The organism is Nonomuraea cavernae, assembly GCF_040655715.1.
Classification (GTDB): Bacteria; Actinomycetota; Actinomycetes; order Streptosporangiales; family Streptosporangiaceae; genus Nonomuraea; species Nonomuraea cavernae_A.
Genome location: NZ_JBFAKL010000027.1, coordinates 101,791 through 117,116, shown reverse-complemented (window position 1 = coordinate 117,116; position 15,326 = coordinate 101,791). Strand labels below are relative to the sequence as shown.

Sequence of the window (15,326 nt, the reverse complement as noted above, 5' to 3'; positions counted from 1 at the left end):
CGACGAGCCGGGGGTTGGTGGTTGTCTCTGGCCGATCTCAGCCTCGGCGCGCCAGGGCCGCCGGTTCAGTCCGGCGGCTGTGGCCGGTGACCGCCGATCGCGAGTACCCGTCGTGCCCATTTGACGACGGCTTCGTCGATGAGCTGGCCGTTCATCAGTTGGGCGCCGGCCGCGCCGGATCCCGACAGCGCCTCGATGACCGCCTCGGCCCGCCGTACCTGATCGTCCGACGGTCGCAGCGCGGCGTGCACGGACTCGATCTGTGCAGGGTGGATGCAGAATTTCCCGAGGTAGCCGACGGCCGCGGCGTTGTCGGATTCGGCACGCAACCCATCGAAATCGTTCACCCAGGGGAACGCGGTGTCGACGGGTGGGGCGAGGCCCAGCGCCGTGGAGATCCACACGATCATCGATTTCGCCGCGAGCAGCGCCGGATTGCCGGGGAGCCATACGGCGCCCGTGTCGGCGGAGAAATCGCCCGCCCCGAAAGCGAGCCGCACGACCCGCGCGGGCAGTCGTGGCAGGGCGGCGAGCCGCAGCAGTCCGGCCGCCGTCTCGACGATGCCGAGCACGGGGATCGAGCCGGGCGCCAGCCCCCTGGCCTGTTCCGCCGCACTGATCAGCTCGTCGGTCGCCGCGGCGCAGCCGGGGTCGAGCTTGGGGACGACGAGGCCGTCGAGTCCGGCGCCGATGACGCTCTCGACGTCGGCGGACAGCTCACCGGTGCTGATGTCGTTCACTCGGACCAGGACGGGGACCGGCGCGGGATGGGACCGGAGCAGGCCGGCGATGTGGCCGCGAGCCGCCGGACGGTCGGCGGGCCGCACCGCGTCCTCGAGATCGATGACGACGGCGTCGGCTCCGGCGGCCAGCGCCTTGCCGAACCGGTCCGGACGGTCCCCGGGCACGAAGAGCAGCGACTGCACCCGGCGCAGCCGATCGTGGCGGGAGGCGCCGAGCTCAGGCTCCATCAGAGGTACCTTCTTCCGGGCCGAAACCGCCACCACCGGGAGTCTCGATCAGCAGGACGTCGCCGGGCAGGGTCGCGATTCCGGTCTGCTGCGGGGCGAGCACCCGCTCGTGGCCGTCCCGGATCAGGGTCCACCGGGACACCGCGCCCTCGCCGCCGCCGTCGGCCCCGGGAGGACCGCCGAGAGTCCGGTAACCCCGCAGCGACAGCATGCCGCCGGCGAGGAAGCGCACCCGGCGGACGAGCCCGTCACCGCCGCCGTGGCGGCCGGCGCCCCCGGAGCCGCGGCGGAGGCGAACCTCCTCGATCAGGAGAGGATGGTCCTGTTCCAGGACCTCGTTGGGATAGCTCATCGCGTTGGTCACACAGTTGTCCACCACGCTCTCACCCGCCTGCCGGGCGGTCGCCCCCATTCCGCCGGTCGTCGAGTTGTCGATGAGGATGCCGCCCGCATGGGCCCACACGTACGGCATCGTCGTGCCGCCGCTGCTGCCGGCCGCCCGGATGCTGCTGTGGGCCTGCCCCATCGCGTCGATCATGGCCTCGTTCACCAGCGCGGCGAGCGCCGCGCGGGCGCCGACCGGCGCCGGCAGATCGGGGTTGGTGACTCGTCCCGGCAGGCAGGTGACGCGCACGCAGCGCTCTATCCCCGCGTTCATGGGCAGCTCGTCGGACAGGAAGCAGCGCAGGGCGACCAGCGCGGCCGATCGGCTGTTCGAGAGCACGACGTTGAACGGCAGCGCGATCTGCGGGTCGGAGCCGGACAGGTCGATCGCGAGCGTGCCGTCGTCGGCGACGCGGAGCTCGGCGTGCACGCGGACGAGCTCGGGTGCGCTGGCGGGGTCATGGTGCAGCTCAAGGGTGCGCGCGGCGGAGTAGGTCCCGGGCCGGAACTCCTTCAGTTCGGCGCGTACCAGGGCCTCGGAGTAGTCGAGGTACTCCCGCCGCAGCCGGTCGAAGACCGTCGTGCCGTAGCGGTGGACCAGCTGAGTCATCCGCTGGACGCCGACGAGCGTGCCCGCGATCTGCGCGTCGAGGTCGCCGCGCATGCTGCCGGGGAGCCGGCTGTTGGCCAGCAGGACACTCATGAGTTCCTCGTTGACCTGGCCCGCCCGCACGAGTCGTACCGGTGGGCAGCGCATGCCCTCGGCGAACAACTCGGTCGCGTCGGCGGGCATGCTGCCCGGTGTCTTTCCGCCGACATCGGCGTGGTGCATGAGGGTGGAGACGTAGCCGGCCAGGTAGCCGTCCACGATCACGGGGGCCACGGTCAGGTAGTCGTTGAGATGGGGCGAGCCCGTGGCGGGGTCGTTCGTGACGAGGATGTCGCCCGGCCCGAGGTCGCGGGCCAGGGGAGCCAGCTCGCGGGCCACGGTCGACAGCACACCGAGCTGCAACGGGATTCCGTCGGCGAGAGCGAGGTATTCGCCGTCGGGGGAGATCAGCCCGGCCGAGCAGTCGAACATCTCCTTGATGATGGGCGAGTAGGCGGCCCTGATCATGGACACCTGGAGCTCGTTGGCCAGGCCGTGGAGCGCGTTGCCGAAAACCTGCAGGGTGACCGCGGACTTCGCCGAGCCGGTCATCTGGTCTCCTCCTTGTCCGGGCCGTCGGTGTGCGGCAGCTTCATCTCCAGCAGTGAGCCGTCGCCGACGGCCCGGATGTGCGCCCCCGGCGGGACGACGATGGTGGTGTCCACCTGGATCACCAGCGCCGGACCGGTCAGTCCGGCAGCGTCGATGTCGGCGCGCTGAACCACGGGCACCCGGTACGGCACACCGTCGAAGACCACCGGGCGTTCCGCCGCGGTCGGCACGGTCGCCCACCGCGGGGTGGTCCTGACGGTGCCCGATGGCGCCGTGGCCGTGACGCGGACGGTCGTGACCTCGACCTCTCGCGACGGAGTCTCGTGGTGATAGGCGGCCCGGTGGGCGGCACCGAAGCGGGTGAGAAGGTCATCGGTGGCCGGCAGGCGGGTGCCGTCGAGATCGACGGGGATCGTATAGGTCTGCCCGGCGTAGCGCATGTCCAGTTGCGCCGTGAGCGAGCCCGGCTCCCGGCCCGACGCCTGTTCGCGTGCCTGTCCGGCCGCATCGGACGCCAGGCGGGTCAGGTGCGCCGTGAGCAGGTCCCGGTCCGTCGCTCTCGTCGGCCGCGCCCGGACCCCGACGGCCAGGTCGACGCGCACCTCCGACTGGAGCAGCCCGAGGGCCGATGCGACCCCGGGGAAGGCGGGGTACAGCAGCGTGCTCGTGCCGAGTTCCCGCGCGATCGCCCAGGCGTGCACCGGACCCGCTCCGCCGCTGGGGATCAGGATCAGCTCGCGAGGATCGACGCCCTTGGCGAGCGAGACGAGCCGGACGGCCCCGGCCATCTGCGCGACCGCGAGTTCGAACACGCCGGAGGCGGCGTGGACCACCGACTGGGCGGCGCCGGCTGTGACGAGCGTGCTCAGCGCCGCCTCCGCGAGGTCGCGGTGGAGCACGCCGAGACCTCCCGCCTCCTCTGCCGGGGCGGAGTCGAGGTAGCCGAGGACGAGGTCGGCATCGGTGACGGTGGGCAGGTCGCCTCCCCGTCCATAGCAGGCCGGCCCCGGAGTGGACGACGCGCTACGCGGTCCGACGCGCAGGGCGCCGGTCGCGTCGAGCCACGCGATGCTGCCGCCACCCGTGCCGATCTCGGCGAGGTCGATGACCGGGGACCGCAACGGATGCCCGGTGCCCTTGCGCAGAAAGTCCCCGGAGTGCGCCGCACCGCCGATCTCGTAGTCATGGTTGATCCGCGGTGTGCCGTCCACGATCAGGGCGGCCTTGGTCGTCGTTCCGCCCATGTCGAACCCGACGGCGGTCTCCACGCCCGCGCGGCGTGCCGCCCACGCCGCGGCGATGACTCCGGCCGCGGGACCGGACTCCACCAGTTCCTCCGGGTGGGCGATGGCATGGTCGGCCGTGGCCAGCCCGCCGCTGGACTTCATGACCCACAACTGGTCGACCGGAGGTTCGTCACGCAGGCGATCGGCCAGCCGGCGCAGGTAATGCCGCACGACCGGCCCGAGGTAGGCGGCGATCACCGCCGTACTGATCCGCTCGTACTCGCGGGCCTCGGGAATGATCTCGGCCGAGGTCACCACCGGGAGGCCGGGTGCGCTCCTGGCGATGGCCGCGGCGGCGCGTCGCTCGTGGGCGGGATCGAGATAGGAGTGCAGGAAGCCGACCACGACCGCCTCGGCCCCGGCGGCCACCATCCGGCGGGCCGCCTCCTCCACTTCCGCCTCGTTCAGCGGTGTCACCACCTTGCCCGAGGCGTCCATCCGCTCGTCGATCTCGGCGACGAGATCGATGTCCACCAGCAGCGCCGGCTTGCGATGGTCGAGCGTGTAGGGGTCCGCGCGCCGGAGCCTGCCGATCTGGAGCAGATCGGCGAAGCCCTTGGTGATCAGCAGGCCGACTTTGGCGCCGCGGCGTTCCAGCACCGCGTTGGTGGCCACCGTGGTCGCGTGGATGACCGTGTCCACCCTGGCGTCCGGGCCGCCGAGGGCGCGGCGCGCCAGGTCCACGCCGTCCCGGACCGGCCTGCTGAGATCGTCGTAGTCGGTGGGGAATTTGCCGACGAGCATGCGATCTCCGCGAACGGCGACGATGTCGGTGAACGTGCCACCGATGTCCGCGGCCACGACGATCTCGTCCGGCGCACCGCGCTCAGTCGTGGGATCGGTGTCGTTCGTCACCTGGCCGGCCTCCTGTCCACCGCTTGATCGAAGCCGGGCGGCACCGTCTCGTCCGCCGGCGAGAGCCCGTCGAGCACGCGCAGGCCGCTTTCGACGGCGCTGCGCATCATGTCGTCGCGGGTCGAGGTCGTCGCGCTGCCGATGTGCGGGAAGGCGACCACCCGCGGATGACGCACCAGCGGATGACACGGGTCGACGGGTTCCCGTCTGAAGACGTCGATGCCCGCCCCCGCCAGCCGCCCGCCGTCGAGTGCCGCGAGGAGCGCGTCCTCGTCGACGACACCTCCACGCGAGGTGTTGATCAGCAGCGCGCCCGGGGGCAGCAGGCCGAGCTCACGCTCGCCGATGAGGCCGGCCGTCTCGTCCGTCAGCGGGACGTGCACGCTCAGCACATCGGACGCGGCGAGCAACGTGTCAAAGGGGACCTGCTCCAGCCAGGGCGGGAGATCCTCGCGTGGGGAGCGGGCGGTGAACCGGACCCGCATGCCGAGGGCATGGCCGTAGCCGGCGACCAGGCCGCCGATGGCGCCGAGTCCGACGACACCGAGCGACCGGCCGGCGAGCAGGCCGCCCGTCCACTGGTAGGGCATCCACGATTTCCAGGACCCGGCGCGCAGGTCGTTCCACGCCTCGATCAGCCGGCGTGCCGTGACCAGCATCAAGGCCAGGGTGAGCTCCGCGGTCGCGGGTGCGGTGATGGCTGGGGGGACGCGCCGTACCTGCAGGCCCCTGAGGGCGGCGGCGCCGAGGTCGATGTGGTCGGTGCCGGTCGAGATGGTGCCGAGCACGCGCAGCGGCCCGTCCGCCGGCGCCTGGGAGATGATGTCGGCGTCGACCCGCTCGGAGATGGTGACGATCACCGCGTCGAAGGTGCGAACCGCTCGTACCAGGTCCGTCCGGGGCACTGGCAGTTCCCCGCTGTAGGTCTCCACGGCCACACCCCGGACGCGCAGAGAGTCGGCGATGTGGTCGGGGACGGGGCGGGTGACGAAGATCCGGCGTGTCATCTCCACAGGCCGCCGGTCCACTGGTCGTCGTCGGAGCCCAGCGGGCGGCCGAGGAACCGCACCTGGCCGGGCGTGTCACTCAGCCGGGGCACCGGCGCCTGCACCAGCGCCTCGCCGAGTTCGTCGTCGGAGACCCGGATCAGCGAGCCCCGCGCCACGACGTGCTCGTTGCCGACGATGTCCGCGACCGAGTTCACCGGCGCGACCGGCACACCGCCGGCGTTGAGGTCCGCGATGGCCTCGTCGCGGGTACGGAGCGCGGCCCACGCCGAGATCACCTGGTCGAGTTCGTCCTGGTGCGCCGTCCGTACCGTGTTGGTGGCGAAGCGGGGATCGTCGAGCAGTTCGGGGCGGCCGATCGTGGTGAGCAGCCGGATGGCGGTGTTCTGGTTGCTCGCCGAGATCGCGAACCAGCCGCCGTCCTTGCCCTGGTAGGCGTTGCGCGGGGCGCTGAAGGGCGTCCGATTGCCCATCCGGTCCTGCACGATGCCCTGCTGGTCGTAATCGATGACCAGCGAGCCGAGGGCGGCGAGCATCGGCTCGTAGAGGGCGAGGTCGATCACCTGCCCGCGGCCGCTCCGGTCCCGTTCCCGCAGGGCGCACAGGATGCCGAACGCGCCGATCATGCCGGCCATGGAGTCGGCGAGGCCGAACGGCGGCAGGGTGGGGGGCCGGTCCGGCCAGCCGTTGATGTGGGCGAATCCGCTGAACGCCTCGACGAGCGTGCCGAACCCGGGACGGTCGGCGTAGGGCCCGTCCTGGCCCCATCCCGAGACCCGCAGCACCACCAGTCGTTCGTTCGCGGCCCGCAGACCATCGGGCGACAGGCCCCAGCGCTCGAGCGTGCCGGGCCGGAAGTTCTCGATGAGGACGTCGGCGTCGGCGAGGAGGTGCCTGAGCCGCTCACGGCCGGCTTCTTCGTGCAGGTCGAGGGTCACCGTGCGCTTGTTCCGCGCCAGGACCTTCCAGTACAGGGCGACGTCGCCCTTCCTGTGCCCCCACTGCCGGATGCCGTCGCCGACCTCGGGCATCTCCACCTTCACCACGTCGGCGCCGTGATCAGCGAGCAGCATCCCGGAGAACGGCGCCGCCAGCATCGTGGCGACCTCCACGACCCGCAACCCCTCAAGGCTGCCGCTGCTCGGCCGGCCCCCTTCGTCGGCCGGGGTATCGACGCTCATCTCGCCCTGCTTTCGCTATGTGAAATGTCGATTCAAAATGAGTGAGTAAAGGATGAGGGACCGACTCGGATCGCGTCAAGGGCGTAGCCGACAGCAATCGTCCTGTATCCGAAAGTGATCTTCTTGACCGCCACCTTCGCTGCTCAGCGTGGGGACCTGCAAGGAAAGGTTCTCGCGTTCTCCCTCTTGACAGTCGGTGACCGGCACCTCTTCAATGCCATCAATCGAATGCGAGTTTCACAATGTGAAGGCCGAGGCGATGATTCGAGACATTCGGCGCGAAGAGATCAACCGGTATGCCGAACGTGTCGGTTTCACCGTGGGCGAGGAAGAACTGGACGGGTTCCACGCGCTGGCCCGCGACGTTCTCTCGCGAGTGGAACGGTTCCAGCAACTGGTCGGCCCCCTGGTGCCGCGGCCCAGCGTGGTCGCCGGGCCGCGAAACGCCGGCCGGCCCCCTCTTCCGGATGAGGACCCGTGCAACGCGGTGCTGCGCTGGGTCGATGTCCGCGCTGACGAGGCCGAGCGCACCAGCGACCTGCTCGCCGGGAAGCGCATCGCGCTCAAGGACCTCATCGCCGTCGCGGGGGTGCCCATGACAGTGGGCTCACGTGTGCTGCAGAGCAGCACGCCGCAGTCCGACGCCGTGCTCACCGAGCGGGTGCTGCGCGCCGGAGGGCGCATCGTGGCGATGACCAACCTGGAGGCGCTGGCGTTCTCCGGCGGCGGTGAGACCAGTTCGTTCGGCCCGATCCGCAACCCGTTCGACCTCGGCCGGACAGCATCGGGATCCTCGGGCGGCTCGGCGTCGGTGCTCTTCCACCCCCACGTCGACATCGCGTTCGGCACCGACCAGGGAGGGTCGATCCGTCTTCCGGCGTCCTGGTGCGGCGTGCTCGGTCTCAAGCCGACCTTCTCGCTGGTGCCCTACACCGGGCTCGCCTCTCTGGACCGCACGTTCGATCATGTCGGCCCGCTCACCCGGACGGCATCGGACATGGCGCTCGCGATGGCCGCCGTATCGGGCGCGCATCGGTCCGACCCGCGGCAGGCCGCGCCGGTGCCGGATCTGCCGTTCGCCGAGACGGTCAGGACGGCGGGCGACGACCTTCGTGGCCTCCGGATCGGCATCCTGACGGAGGGGATGCGGTTTCCCGACGACGGTCACGAGGGCCGGAACGAGACCCTCAGGGCGACGGAGCAGGTGTGGGAACGGTTCGCCGAACTCGGAGCCGAACTGGTCGAGATCTCGGTTCCCGAGCACGAGGTGGCCGGGTCGATCATGTTCGCCGCCCTGTTGGAAGGCGTCGCGGCCACCGTCTACGGAAACGGGGAGGGGTATCACTTCTCCGGTCACTACGCGCCCGAGCAGCGCGAGGCGTTCGGCAAGGGCGTGGCCGCCTACGGCGACGAGATGCCCGGGTCCTTCAAGGTGGTCGCGGCGATAGGCGAGTACCTGCGCGATCGCTACTTCGGGGCGATTTACGCCACGGCGCAGAGCAGCATCCCCGCTCTGCGGACGGCCTATGACCGTGCCCTGGCCCAGGTCGATGTTCTCGCCATGCCGACGGCCAGCCACTACGCGCATCGCATCGACCCGGACGCCGATGACTTCGCGAAGGCGTTGCGCGGCTGGACGATGCTGGACAACACCCCGCTGCACAACGCCACCGGCCATCCGGCGTTGTCGATCCCCGCGGCCGAGGCCGACGGACTGCCCGTCGGCGTCATGCTGGTCGGCCCGCACTTCAGCGACCACCGGCTGATCGGCGTCGCCGAGACCTACGAGCGGCGCTTCGGATGGCTCCCCCAGCCCGCCCCGATCCACGGGAGCGAGATCACCCTGTGACGGCCGCTCGGCGGCCGTAGGCCACGCCAACCCGGCCGAGTACAACCAGATTCGAGGAGGAATCGTGCCCCGACGAGACCGACGCCTGACCGGGTTCACGGTCACCGCGGCGTCGCTGATGCTGCTGGCGACCGGCTGCGGCGTACAGCGTGATGAGGCGGGCGGCACCGCCGCCAGTGCGGCGCCGAGCACCTGCGACACGAAAGAGGAGAGCCCGGGGGTGACCGAATCCGAGATCAAACTCGGGGTCACGTCCGGCCTGAGCGGGCCGAGCGCCTCGGCCGCGAAGCCCGCGCTGGACGGCCAGCAGTGGTACTTCGACAAGATCAACGCCGAGGGCGGGATCCAGGGCCGGAAGATCAAGCTGACCGTCCTCGACGACCAGTACCAGCCCAACGTCGCGCTGCAGAATGTGCGGCGGCTGGTCGATCAGGAGAACGTGTTCGCCATCACGGGCGGGGTCGGGACCCAGAACTTCGTCGGCGGACTGCCCTACATCAACCAGTCGAAGATCCCCGCCGTCGCGCCGTACGCGCCGTCCAACCAGATCGGCACGATGCAGAACCCCTATGTCTACATGCTGTGGACGAACTTCTCCGACGAGTTCGAGGCGTTGACCCGGTTCCTGATCGAGAAGCGGAACGTGAAGAGCTTCTCGATCCTGGCGATGAACGGCGACGTCGGTGACGACGCTCTGGCGGGCGCGAAGAAGGTGCTCGACGCCGCGGGGATGGAGTTCAAGACGGTGGTGCGCAGTGAGCCGAACACCACCGACTACCGCCCGATCGCCGAGCAGCTCAAGCAGGCGGGCGCCGACTACGTCCTGTTCCTCGCGACCCCGCCCGACGTGGGCAACGCGATCACGGCTATGCACAAGATCGGCTACAAGCCCGGCATCGGTGCGCAGTCGGACATGCTCGACTCCGGATGGATCGAGGCGTTCGGGTCGGTGGCCCAGGGGCTCGTCGCCCCCAGCAAGCTGGCGAACCTGGAGAAGTCCGACGATCCGAAGGTGAAGCAGTTCGTGGCCGATTGGACCTCCGCTCACGGCGGGAAGGCGCCGACGAGCTGGAACACCGTCGGTTACGTACAGGCGTTGGTGACGGCCGAGGCCTTGAAGCAGGCGGAGGCGCTCACGCGGTCGTGCTTCGAGGCGTCGCTGCAGAAGATGACGGACTTCGAGACCGGCGTCATTCCGGCCATCACCTTCGGCCCCCAGGAGCGCCAGGGCGTCCGGGCCGCCGGGATCGAGGGGATCAAGGACACCGGCACGGTGACCGAGCAGCCGTTCACGGCGATCGGAAACTGACATGCGCGTCGCTGATCGGCCTGACCGGGCGCGCCGCCTGGTCAGGCCGGCTTCTCGGATGGTCGGACGCTGATGTCCGAACTGTCGCTGCTGATCGGCGGGGCCGCCACCGGAGGGGTCTACGCCCTCCTCCTCGCGGGCATCCTGGTGATCTACCAGGTGAGTAAGGCCGTCAACTTCGGGCACGGCCAGTTCGGCATGATCGCGGCCTTCTTCAGTTGGTATCTCTACCAGCAACTGGGCCTGAACCCGGTGGTCGCGATCCTGCTGTCCGTCCTTACGGCGGTGGTCGTCGCCGTCCTGTTCGACGCGCTCGTGCTGCAGCGGACCTCGGACCGGCAGGTCGGTTCCGACCTGGTGGCGACGCTCGGCCTGCTCCTGCTGGCCACGGCCATCGCCGAGAGCGTGCTCGGGGGCCGGACCCAGTCCTACCTGACTCTCGGCAGCCGGACGGTCTTCGATCTCGGCGGGCTCGCCCTGAACCTGAGCGACCTGGTGACGATCACCGTGGCGTTGCTGTCGGTACTGGGCCTGTCCATCGTGCGCCGTCGTACCCGGGTGGGCGCGATGCTGAACGCCGTCGCCGAGAACCGGGCGGTCGCGGAGTCGCTGGGCATACCGTCCGCCCGGGTGCGAGTGGCGACCTGGGCGCTCGCCGCGATCCTCGCCTCCGTCGCGGGAATCCTGGTCGCCAGCCGGACCAGCGTCGACGCGTACTATATGACGCCTTTCGCGATGAAGGCGTTCATCGCCGGGATCCTCGGTGGACTCAACCGGTTCGGTCTCCCGCTGGCTTTCGCCTTCGGACTCGGCATCTACGAGTCGTTCGTCGTCTACCTGCTCGGCGCGCAGGCCGTGACCCCGGCCGTGTTCACACTGATCATCGTCGTGCTCGCGTTCGCGCCGCGGAGCTACCTCTCCGAAGGGCGGGAAGCCCGTGCCTGACCGACGATCACCTGCCCGCCGGCTGCGCCCGGTCCTCCTGCTCGCGCCGCTGGTGGTGCTCCCGCTGCTGCTCGACTCCTTCAGCCTGTACCAGGCGACGATGATCCTGATCTACGTGACCGCGATCATCGGATTGGACATCGTGTTCGGGCGCGCGGGCGTGCTGTCGGTCGCCCAGGCGGTCTTCATCGGCATCGGCGCGTACACGGCGGCCTGGATGTCGCGCACCACCGCGGTGTCGATCGGGGTCGAACTGATCGTCGCCGCGGTGATCGCCGGCCTCGCCGCCATCCTGGTAGGGCTGCCGGCGCTGCGCGTCTCCGGGCTGCGCCTGGCGATCCTGACCTTCGCGTTCGTCGAGCTCTTCCAGTGGGTCGTGACGACCTTCGCCTCGGTCACCGGCGGGACTCAGGGGCTCCTGGTGAACCCCGGCGGGTTCGGGACGATCACCACCGCTGACCCGCTGGTCGGATACGGGCTCGCGGCCGTGATCGCGCTGTTGGCGACCTGGCTCGTGATCCGCCTGCAACGCAACCCCATCGGCCGCTCGATGGCAGCGGTGAAGAACTCGAACCTGCTCGCGGAGTCGGCAGGTGTGTCGACGGTTCGCACCAAGCTGACCGCCTTCATGCTGAGCGGGATGCTGGGCGGGCTCGCCGGCGTCGTGCTCGCGCACGTGTCCGGGAGCGTCACGCCCGCCGGTTTCACCGTGTTCTCCTCCCTCAATCTGCTCGTCGCGCTCATCCTGGGCGGCACGGGGCGGGTGCACGGCGCGTGGCTGGGAGCCGCCTATGTCGTACTCATGCCCGAACTGTTCGCCCGCCTGGGCATTCCCAATGCCTACCCGATCGTCAACGGGGCGGTGCTGATGCTGCTGCTGGTCGTCATGCCCGGCGGCATCGCCAGCGTGCTGGATCGGATCCGCGATCGGGTGCGGCGCCGCGGTGACCCCCCTTCTCCTCTCCTGACCTCGGTTCCTGGACGGAGTCCGTCGTGATGGCCACAGACAAGGCCGGCCGGCCCCCGGCCGTGCTGGAAGTACGTGACATCTGTGTCACGGTGAACGGCGTGCGAGCACTGGGCGGTGTGTCGTTCGACGTGCCCGAAGGCTCGCTGTTCGGCCTGATCGGGCCCAACGGGGCGGGCAAGACGACGATCATGAACGTCATCTCAGCGGTGATCACACCCCAGCAGGGCTCGGTGCGCTTCCGGGGCGAGGAACTGACCGGCACGGGAACCGTGGCGCGGGTGCGGGCGGGCATTCTGCGCAGCTTCCAGCAGGTGCGCCTGCTCGAAGGCATGACGGTGCTCGACAACCTGCTGCTCGGCCGTGAGCGCTTTCGAGTCGTCGGGCTGCTGCGCCAGATCGGCGGCAGCCGTACCGGCCGCCGCCAGGCACGTCGCGACCTGGCGGTGGTCGAGGAGGTGGCGGCGGTCCTGGGACTGTCCGACCTGCTGCACCGGGACGTCCAGGACCTGCCCTTCGGGGTGCGGCGGCTGGTCGACGTGGGCCGGGCGTTCGCCGCCGAACCCGACCTGCTTCTGCTCGACGAACCCGCGGCCGGACTGGACGTCACCAGCCGCCGGTTGCTGCTCGAGGCGATCAAGCAGGCGCAACGCACCACCGGAGCCACCGTGATGCTCGTCGAGCACGACGTCGACATGGTCAGAAGGGCGTGCGGGGAGTCCGTCGTCCTCAGCAACGGAGAGGTCCTCGCCCGCGGCACGCCCGCCGAGGTGCTCGCCGACCCCGCCGTTCTCCGCGCCTACTTTGGACGTAGCGATGCTTGATCTCCACTCGGTGAGTGCCTGGTACGGCTCCACGCAGGTCCTGTTCGACGTCGACCTCACCGTTCCGGCGGGACAGAAGCTCGCGATCGCGGGCACCAACGGCGCCGGCAAGACGACGCTGCTCCGATCGGTGCTGGGCCTGGTGAAGTCCCGTGGAGAGATCCACTGGGAGGGCCGGCGCATCGACGCGACGCCCTGCCACCGGCGGGTGCGTGACGGAGGCATGGCCGTCGTGCACGAGGGACGCGGTCTGATCACCGGTCTGAACGTGCTCGACAATCTCACTCTCGGCGTCGAACCCGCGGCGCTGCGCCGGCTCGACGAGGTCTTCGACGCCTTCCCGGTCCTGGCCGAGCGTCGGAACCAGCCGGTCACCAACCTTTCTGGCGGCGAGCAGCAGATGGTCGCGCTGGGCCGTACCATGCTTCGCCCCGCTCGGCTGCTTGTGATCGACGAGCCGTCGCTGGGCCTCGCTCCGTCGATCGTGGCTCAGCTCTACGCGACCATCGCCCGGATGTCGGCCGCGACCGAGACGACGGTCCTGCTGGTGGAGCAGGAGTTGCGGCTCGCCTGCGAGATCGCGGACCGCGTCGTCGTTCTGCGCGCCGGGCATCTTGTCCAGGATTACAGCGGCTCTGAGGTCAACTTTGACATAATCGTCGATGCGGCAACCGGTGGATGAGGGGCTGAAGTACATGGCATACGAGCTACGCAGCTTGGAACGGGCCCTCGAAATCCTGGGATACCTCGCCACCGTCGAGCAGGCGACGCTCAGCGAGGTGTGCGAAGTATGTGACATCAATTCGACGACCTGCCTGCGGACGATGCGCGTGATGGAGCGCAATGGGTTCGTCCGGCGTTCCCCGGACGGCAAACATTATCTACTCGGCCTCCGGCTCGCGGAGCTCGGCACTCTGGCGCTCGGGCGGATCGATATCGTGTCCCTGATCCGCCCGCTGGTCCGCGGCCTCACCGAGGAATTCAGGGTGACCGCGCACATCGGGCTGCTCCGTGACGGAATGATCACGGTCATCGACAAAATCGACTCACCCGACGGATTCGTTCGCTATTCGCTGCTGGGCACCCGGATGCCTATGCATTGCAGCGGGATGGGCAAGGCGATTCTCGCTCTCTTCTGGCCGGACCGCCTCACCGAGACCGGTGTCAAGCCGCCCCTCACCCGATTCACTCGCGACACCATCACCGACATGGACTGGCTCGCCGCGGATGTGGCCCGGTGCGCGGAGCGCGGCTTCAGTATCGAGCAGGAGGAGTGGCAGCCGGGCTACGGGTGCACCGGCGCGGCATTCGTGTTCAACGGTGACTACTACGCCGTGAGCCTTTCCGGCGTCGTCGTGCCCGCATCCGAACTGGAGCAACGTGGCCGGCGCCTGAGCATTGCCCTGCGCGAATTCCTGCAGAAACAGGGATCCTCACTCTCCCAAACCCTCTATTCCTGACCTTCTCTGGATGTGTCCGGGCGAGACGGCTACGACCCGTCCGGCGTCCGCTCGGCGGGCCGGCCGCCGGTGACCGTCAGAGCTTGATGCGGGCCGCCACCGGCAGGTGGTCGCTGCCGGTGGCGGGCAGGGTCCAGGTGGTGACGGGCGTCGCGGCGCGGGTCATGATGTGGTCGATCCGGGCGATGGGGAAAGCGGCGGGCCAGCTGAAGTCGAAACCCTCCTCCGCCGGGGTCATCCGGGAGGTGACCGGAGCCAGGCCCCGGTCGTCGAGGGTGCTGTTGAGGTCGCCCAGCAGAACGACCTGGTCCAGCCGTTCCGCGGCGATGGCCATGCCCAGTGCGGCGGCACTCTCGTCCCTCCAGCCGGAGCCGAAGCCGTCCGGCGGCCGGATACGGACCGAAGGCAGGTGAGCGACGTACACGGCGATCTCGCCGGACGGTGTCCGCACGGTGGCCCGCAGCCCTCGGCTCCAGTCTCCGCCGACCTCCGCGGGCTTGATGTCCACCGGCCGGGTGTCCGTCAGGGGGTGTCGGGACCACAGGCCGACGGTCCCCACGACCGCGTGGTGCGGATGGCCGGGCGTGAGGACGGCCTCGTAGACGGGCCGGGCGTCGGGCGTCAACTCCTGCAGGCCGATGAGGTCGGCTCCGGCCCGGGCCAGGGCTCGCGCGGTTCCGCCGGGATCGAGGTTCTCGTCGCTGACGTTGTGCTGGAGCGCGGTCAGGTCGTGAGCCGCCCCCCGATCAGCCGGAAGCAACCGATCACCGAAGACGGTCGCCCAGACCGCCACGGGCAGCACCAGGGACGCCATCGCGGTGGCCGAGCGACGCAGCAGCGCCAGGACCATCAGCACGGGAACGGCCAGGCCGGCCCAGGGCAGGAAGGTCTCCAGCAGGCTGCCGAGATTGCCCACGGTGTTGGGCACGACGCCGGGGAACGCCAGCAGCCCCGCCACCAGCACGGCGACCGACGCGAGAACCCGCCCGCGTGTCCAGGACGTCCGGCCCGGCCCGGCCCCGCGCCACCGGTCGACGCGACGAGGGCGCCTCTCCGCGACGCGCGCCTGCCGATCTTCGATGCTCAT

Annotated in this window: 13 protein-coding genes; 7 read left to right on the top strand and 6 right to left on the bottom strand. The window is 69.9% G+C overall.

Annotated elements, in window-relative coordinates:
• Nucleotides 1–65 precede the first annotated feature (65 nt).
• Genes AB0I38_RS31905 through AB0I38_RS31885 form a run of 5 tightly spaced genes read right to left on the bottom strand, consistent with a single transcriptional unit; the run spans nucleotide 66 to nucleotide 6,885 of the window.
• The gene (locus AB0I38_RS31905; RefSeq protein WP_358488089.1) at nucleotides 66–971 is read right to left on the bottom strand and encodes an HpcH/HpaI aldolase/citrate lyase family protein; all 906 of its coding nucleotides are present in this window, start codon (nucleotides 969–971) and stop codon (nucleotides 66–68) included.
• On the bottom strand, nucleotides 961–2,556 hold the full coding sequence (locus AB0I38_RS31900) for a hydantoinase B/oxoprolinase family protein (RefSeq protein ID WP_358488085.1): 1,596 nt from the start codon (nucleotides 2,554–2,556) through the stop codon (nucleotides 961–963). Before AB0I38_RS31900 ends, AB0I38_RS31905 begins: the two co-directional genes overlap by 11 nt.
• Nucleotides 2,553–4,697 carry a hydantoinase/oxoprolinase family protein gene (locus AB0I38_RS31895; protein WP_358488081.1) on the bottom strand — a complete coding sequence of 715 codons (2,145 nt, stop codon included), beginning with the start codon at nucleotides 4,695–4,697 and terminating at the stop codon, nucleotides 2,553–2,555. Before AB0I38_RS31895 ends, AB0I38_RS31900 begins: the two co-directional genes overlap by 4 nt.
• Nucleotides 4,694–5,704, bottom strand: coding sequence for an NAD(P)-dependent oxidoreductase (locus AB0I38_RS31890; RefSeq protein ID WP_358488078.1), 1,011 nt, complete (start codon nucleotides 5,702–5,704; stop codon nucleotides 4,694–4,696). Before AB0I38_RS31890 ends, AB0I38_RS31895 begins: the two co-directional genes overlap by 4 nt.
• Nucleotides 5,701–6,885 carry a CaiB/BaiF CoA transferase family protein gene (locus AB0I38_RS31885; protein WP_358488074.1) on the bottom strand — a complete coding sequence of 395 codons (1,185 nt, stop codon included), beginning with the start codon at nucleotides 6,883–6,885 and terminating at the stop codon, nucleotides 5,701–5,703. Before AB0I38_RS31885 ends, AB0I38_RS31890 begins: the two co-directional genes overlap by 4 nt.
• A 259-nt stretch (nucleotides 6,886–7,144) precedes the next feature.
• Between AB0I38_RS31885 and AB0I38_RS31880 the strand changes: the two genes are divergently transcribed.
• The 7 genes from AB0I38_RS31880 (at nucleotide 7,145) to AB0I38_RS31850 (ending at nucleotide 14,239) form a co-directional block, all read left to right on the top strand.
• The gene (locus tag AB0I38_RS31880) at nucleotides 7,145–8,734 is read left to right on the top strand and encodes an amidase family protein (RefSeq protein ID WP_358488070.1); all 1,590 of its coding nucleotides are present in this window, start codon (nucleotides 7,145–7,147) and stop codon (nucleotides 8,732–8,734) included.
• 64 nt (nucleotides 8,735–8,798) lie between these two features.
• Entirely contained in the window at nucleotides 8,799–10,043 is a 1,245-nt protein-coding gene (locus tag AB0I38_RS31875; RefSeq protein ID WP_358488067.1) for an ABC transporter substrate-binding protein, read from the top strand.
• A gap of 72 nt (nucleotides 10,044–10,115) precedes the next feature.
• Nucleotides 10,116–10,988, top strand: a complete 873-nt coding sequence (locus AB0I38_RS31870) for a branched-chain amino acid ABC transporter permease (RefSeq protein ID WP_358488064.1) — start codon at nucleotides 10,116–10,118, stop codon at nucleotides 10,986–10,988.
• On the top strand, nucleotides 10,981–11,985 hold the full coding sequence (locus AB0I38_RS31865) for a branched-chain amino acid ABC transporter permease (RefSeq protein ID WP_358488058.1): 1,005 nt from the start codon (nucleotides 10,981–10,983) through the stop codon (nucleotides 11,983–11,985). The genes AB0I38_RS31870 and AB0I38_RS31865 overlap by 8 nt, the downstream gene beginning before the upstream one ends.
• Entirely contained in the window at nucleotides 11,985–12,779 is a 795-nt protein-coding gene (locus tag AB0I38_RS31860) for an ABC transporter ATP-binding protein (protein WP_358488052.1), read from the top strand. Before AB0I38_RS31865 ends, AB0I38_RS31860 begins: the two co-directional genes overlap by 1 nt.
• Nucleotides 12,772–13,461, top strand: a complete 690-nt coding sequence (locus AB0I38_RS31855; protein WP_358488047.1) for an ABC transporter ATP-binding protein — start codon at nucleotides 12,772–12,774, stop codon at nucleotides 13,459–13,461. Before AB0I38_RS31860 ends, AB0I38_RS31855 begins: the two co-directional genes overlap by 8 nt.
• Nucleotides 13,442–14,239, top strand: coding sequence for an IclR family transcriptional regulator (locus AB0I38_RS31850; RefSeq protein WP_358488044.1), 798 nt, complete (start codon nucleotides 13,442–13,444; stop codon nucleotides 14,237–14,239). The genes AB0I38_RS31855 and AB0I38_RS31850 overlap by 20 nt, the downstream gene beginning before the upstream one ends.
• A gap of 76 nt (nucleotides 14,240–14,315) precedes the next feature.
• Here AB0I38_RS31850 and AB0I38_RS31845 read toward each other — a convergent pair whose 3' ends face one another.
• Nucleotides 14,316–15,326: an endonuclease/exonuclease/phosphatase family protein gene (locus AB0I38_RS31845; RefSeq protein WP_358488039.1), complete on the bottom strand. Its 1,011-nt coding sequence runs from the start codon at nucleotides 15,324–15,326 to the stop codon at nucleotides 14,316–14,318.

Coding starts and splice junctions, on each gene's coding strand:
- AB0I38_RS31870 (WP_358488064.1), top strand. CDS start 10,116: ATGTCCGAACTGTCGCTGCTGATCGGCGGGGCCGCCACCGGAGGGGTC.
- AB0I38_RS31905 (WP_358488089.1), bottom strand. CDS start 971: ATGGAGCCTGAGCTCGGCGCCTCCCGCCACGATCGGCTGCGCCGGGTG.
- AB0I38_RS31845 (WP_358488039.1), bottom strand. CDS start 15,326: ATGAGCATCGAAGATCGGCAGGCGCGCGTCGCGGAGAGGCGCCCTCGT.
- AB0I38_RS31885 (WP_358488074.1), bottom strand. CDS start 6,885: ATGAGCGTCGATACCCCGGCCGACGAAGGGGGCCGGCCGAGCAGCGGC.
- AB0I38_RS31880 (WP_358488070.1), top strand. CDS start 7,145: ATGATTCGAGACATTCGGCGCGAAGAGATCAACCGGTATGCCGAACGT.
- AB0I38_RS31850 (WP_358488044.1), top strand. CDS start 13,442: ATGCGGCAACCGGTGGATGAGGGGCTGAAGTACATGGCATACGAGCTA.
- AB0I38_RS31855 (WP_358488047.1), top strand. CDS start 12,772: ATGCTTGATCTCCACTCGGTGAGTGCCTGGTACGGCTCCACGCAGGTC.
- AB0I38_RS31860 (WP_358488052.1), top strand. CDS start 11,985: ATGGCCACAGACAAGGCCGGCCGGCCCCCGGCCGTGCTGGAAGTACGT.
- AB0I38_RS31890 (WP_358488078.1), bottom strand. CDS start 5,704: ATGACACGCCGGATCTTCGTCACCCGCCCCGTCCCCGACCACATCGCC.
- AB0I38_RS31900 (WP_358488085.1), bottom strand. CDS start 2,556: ATGACCGGCTCGGCGAAGTCCGCGGTCACCCTGCAGGTTTTCGGCAAC.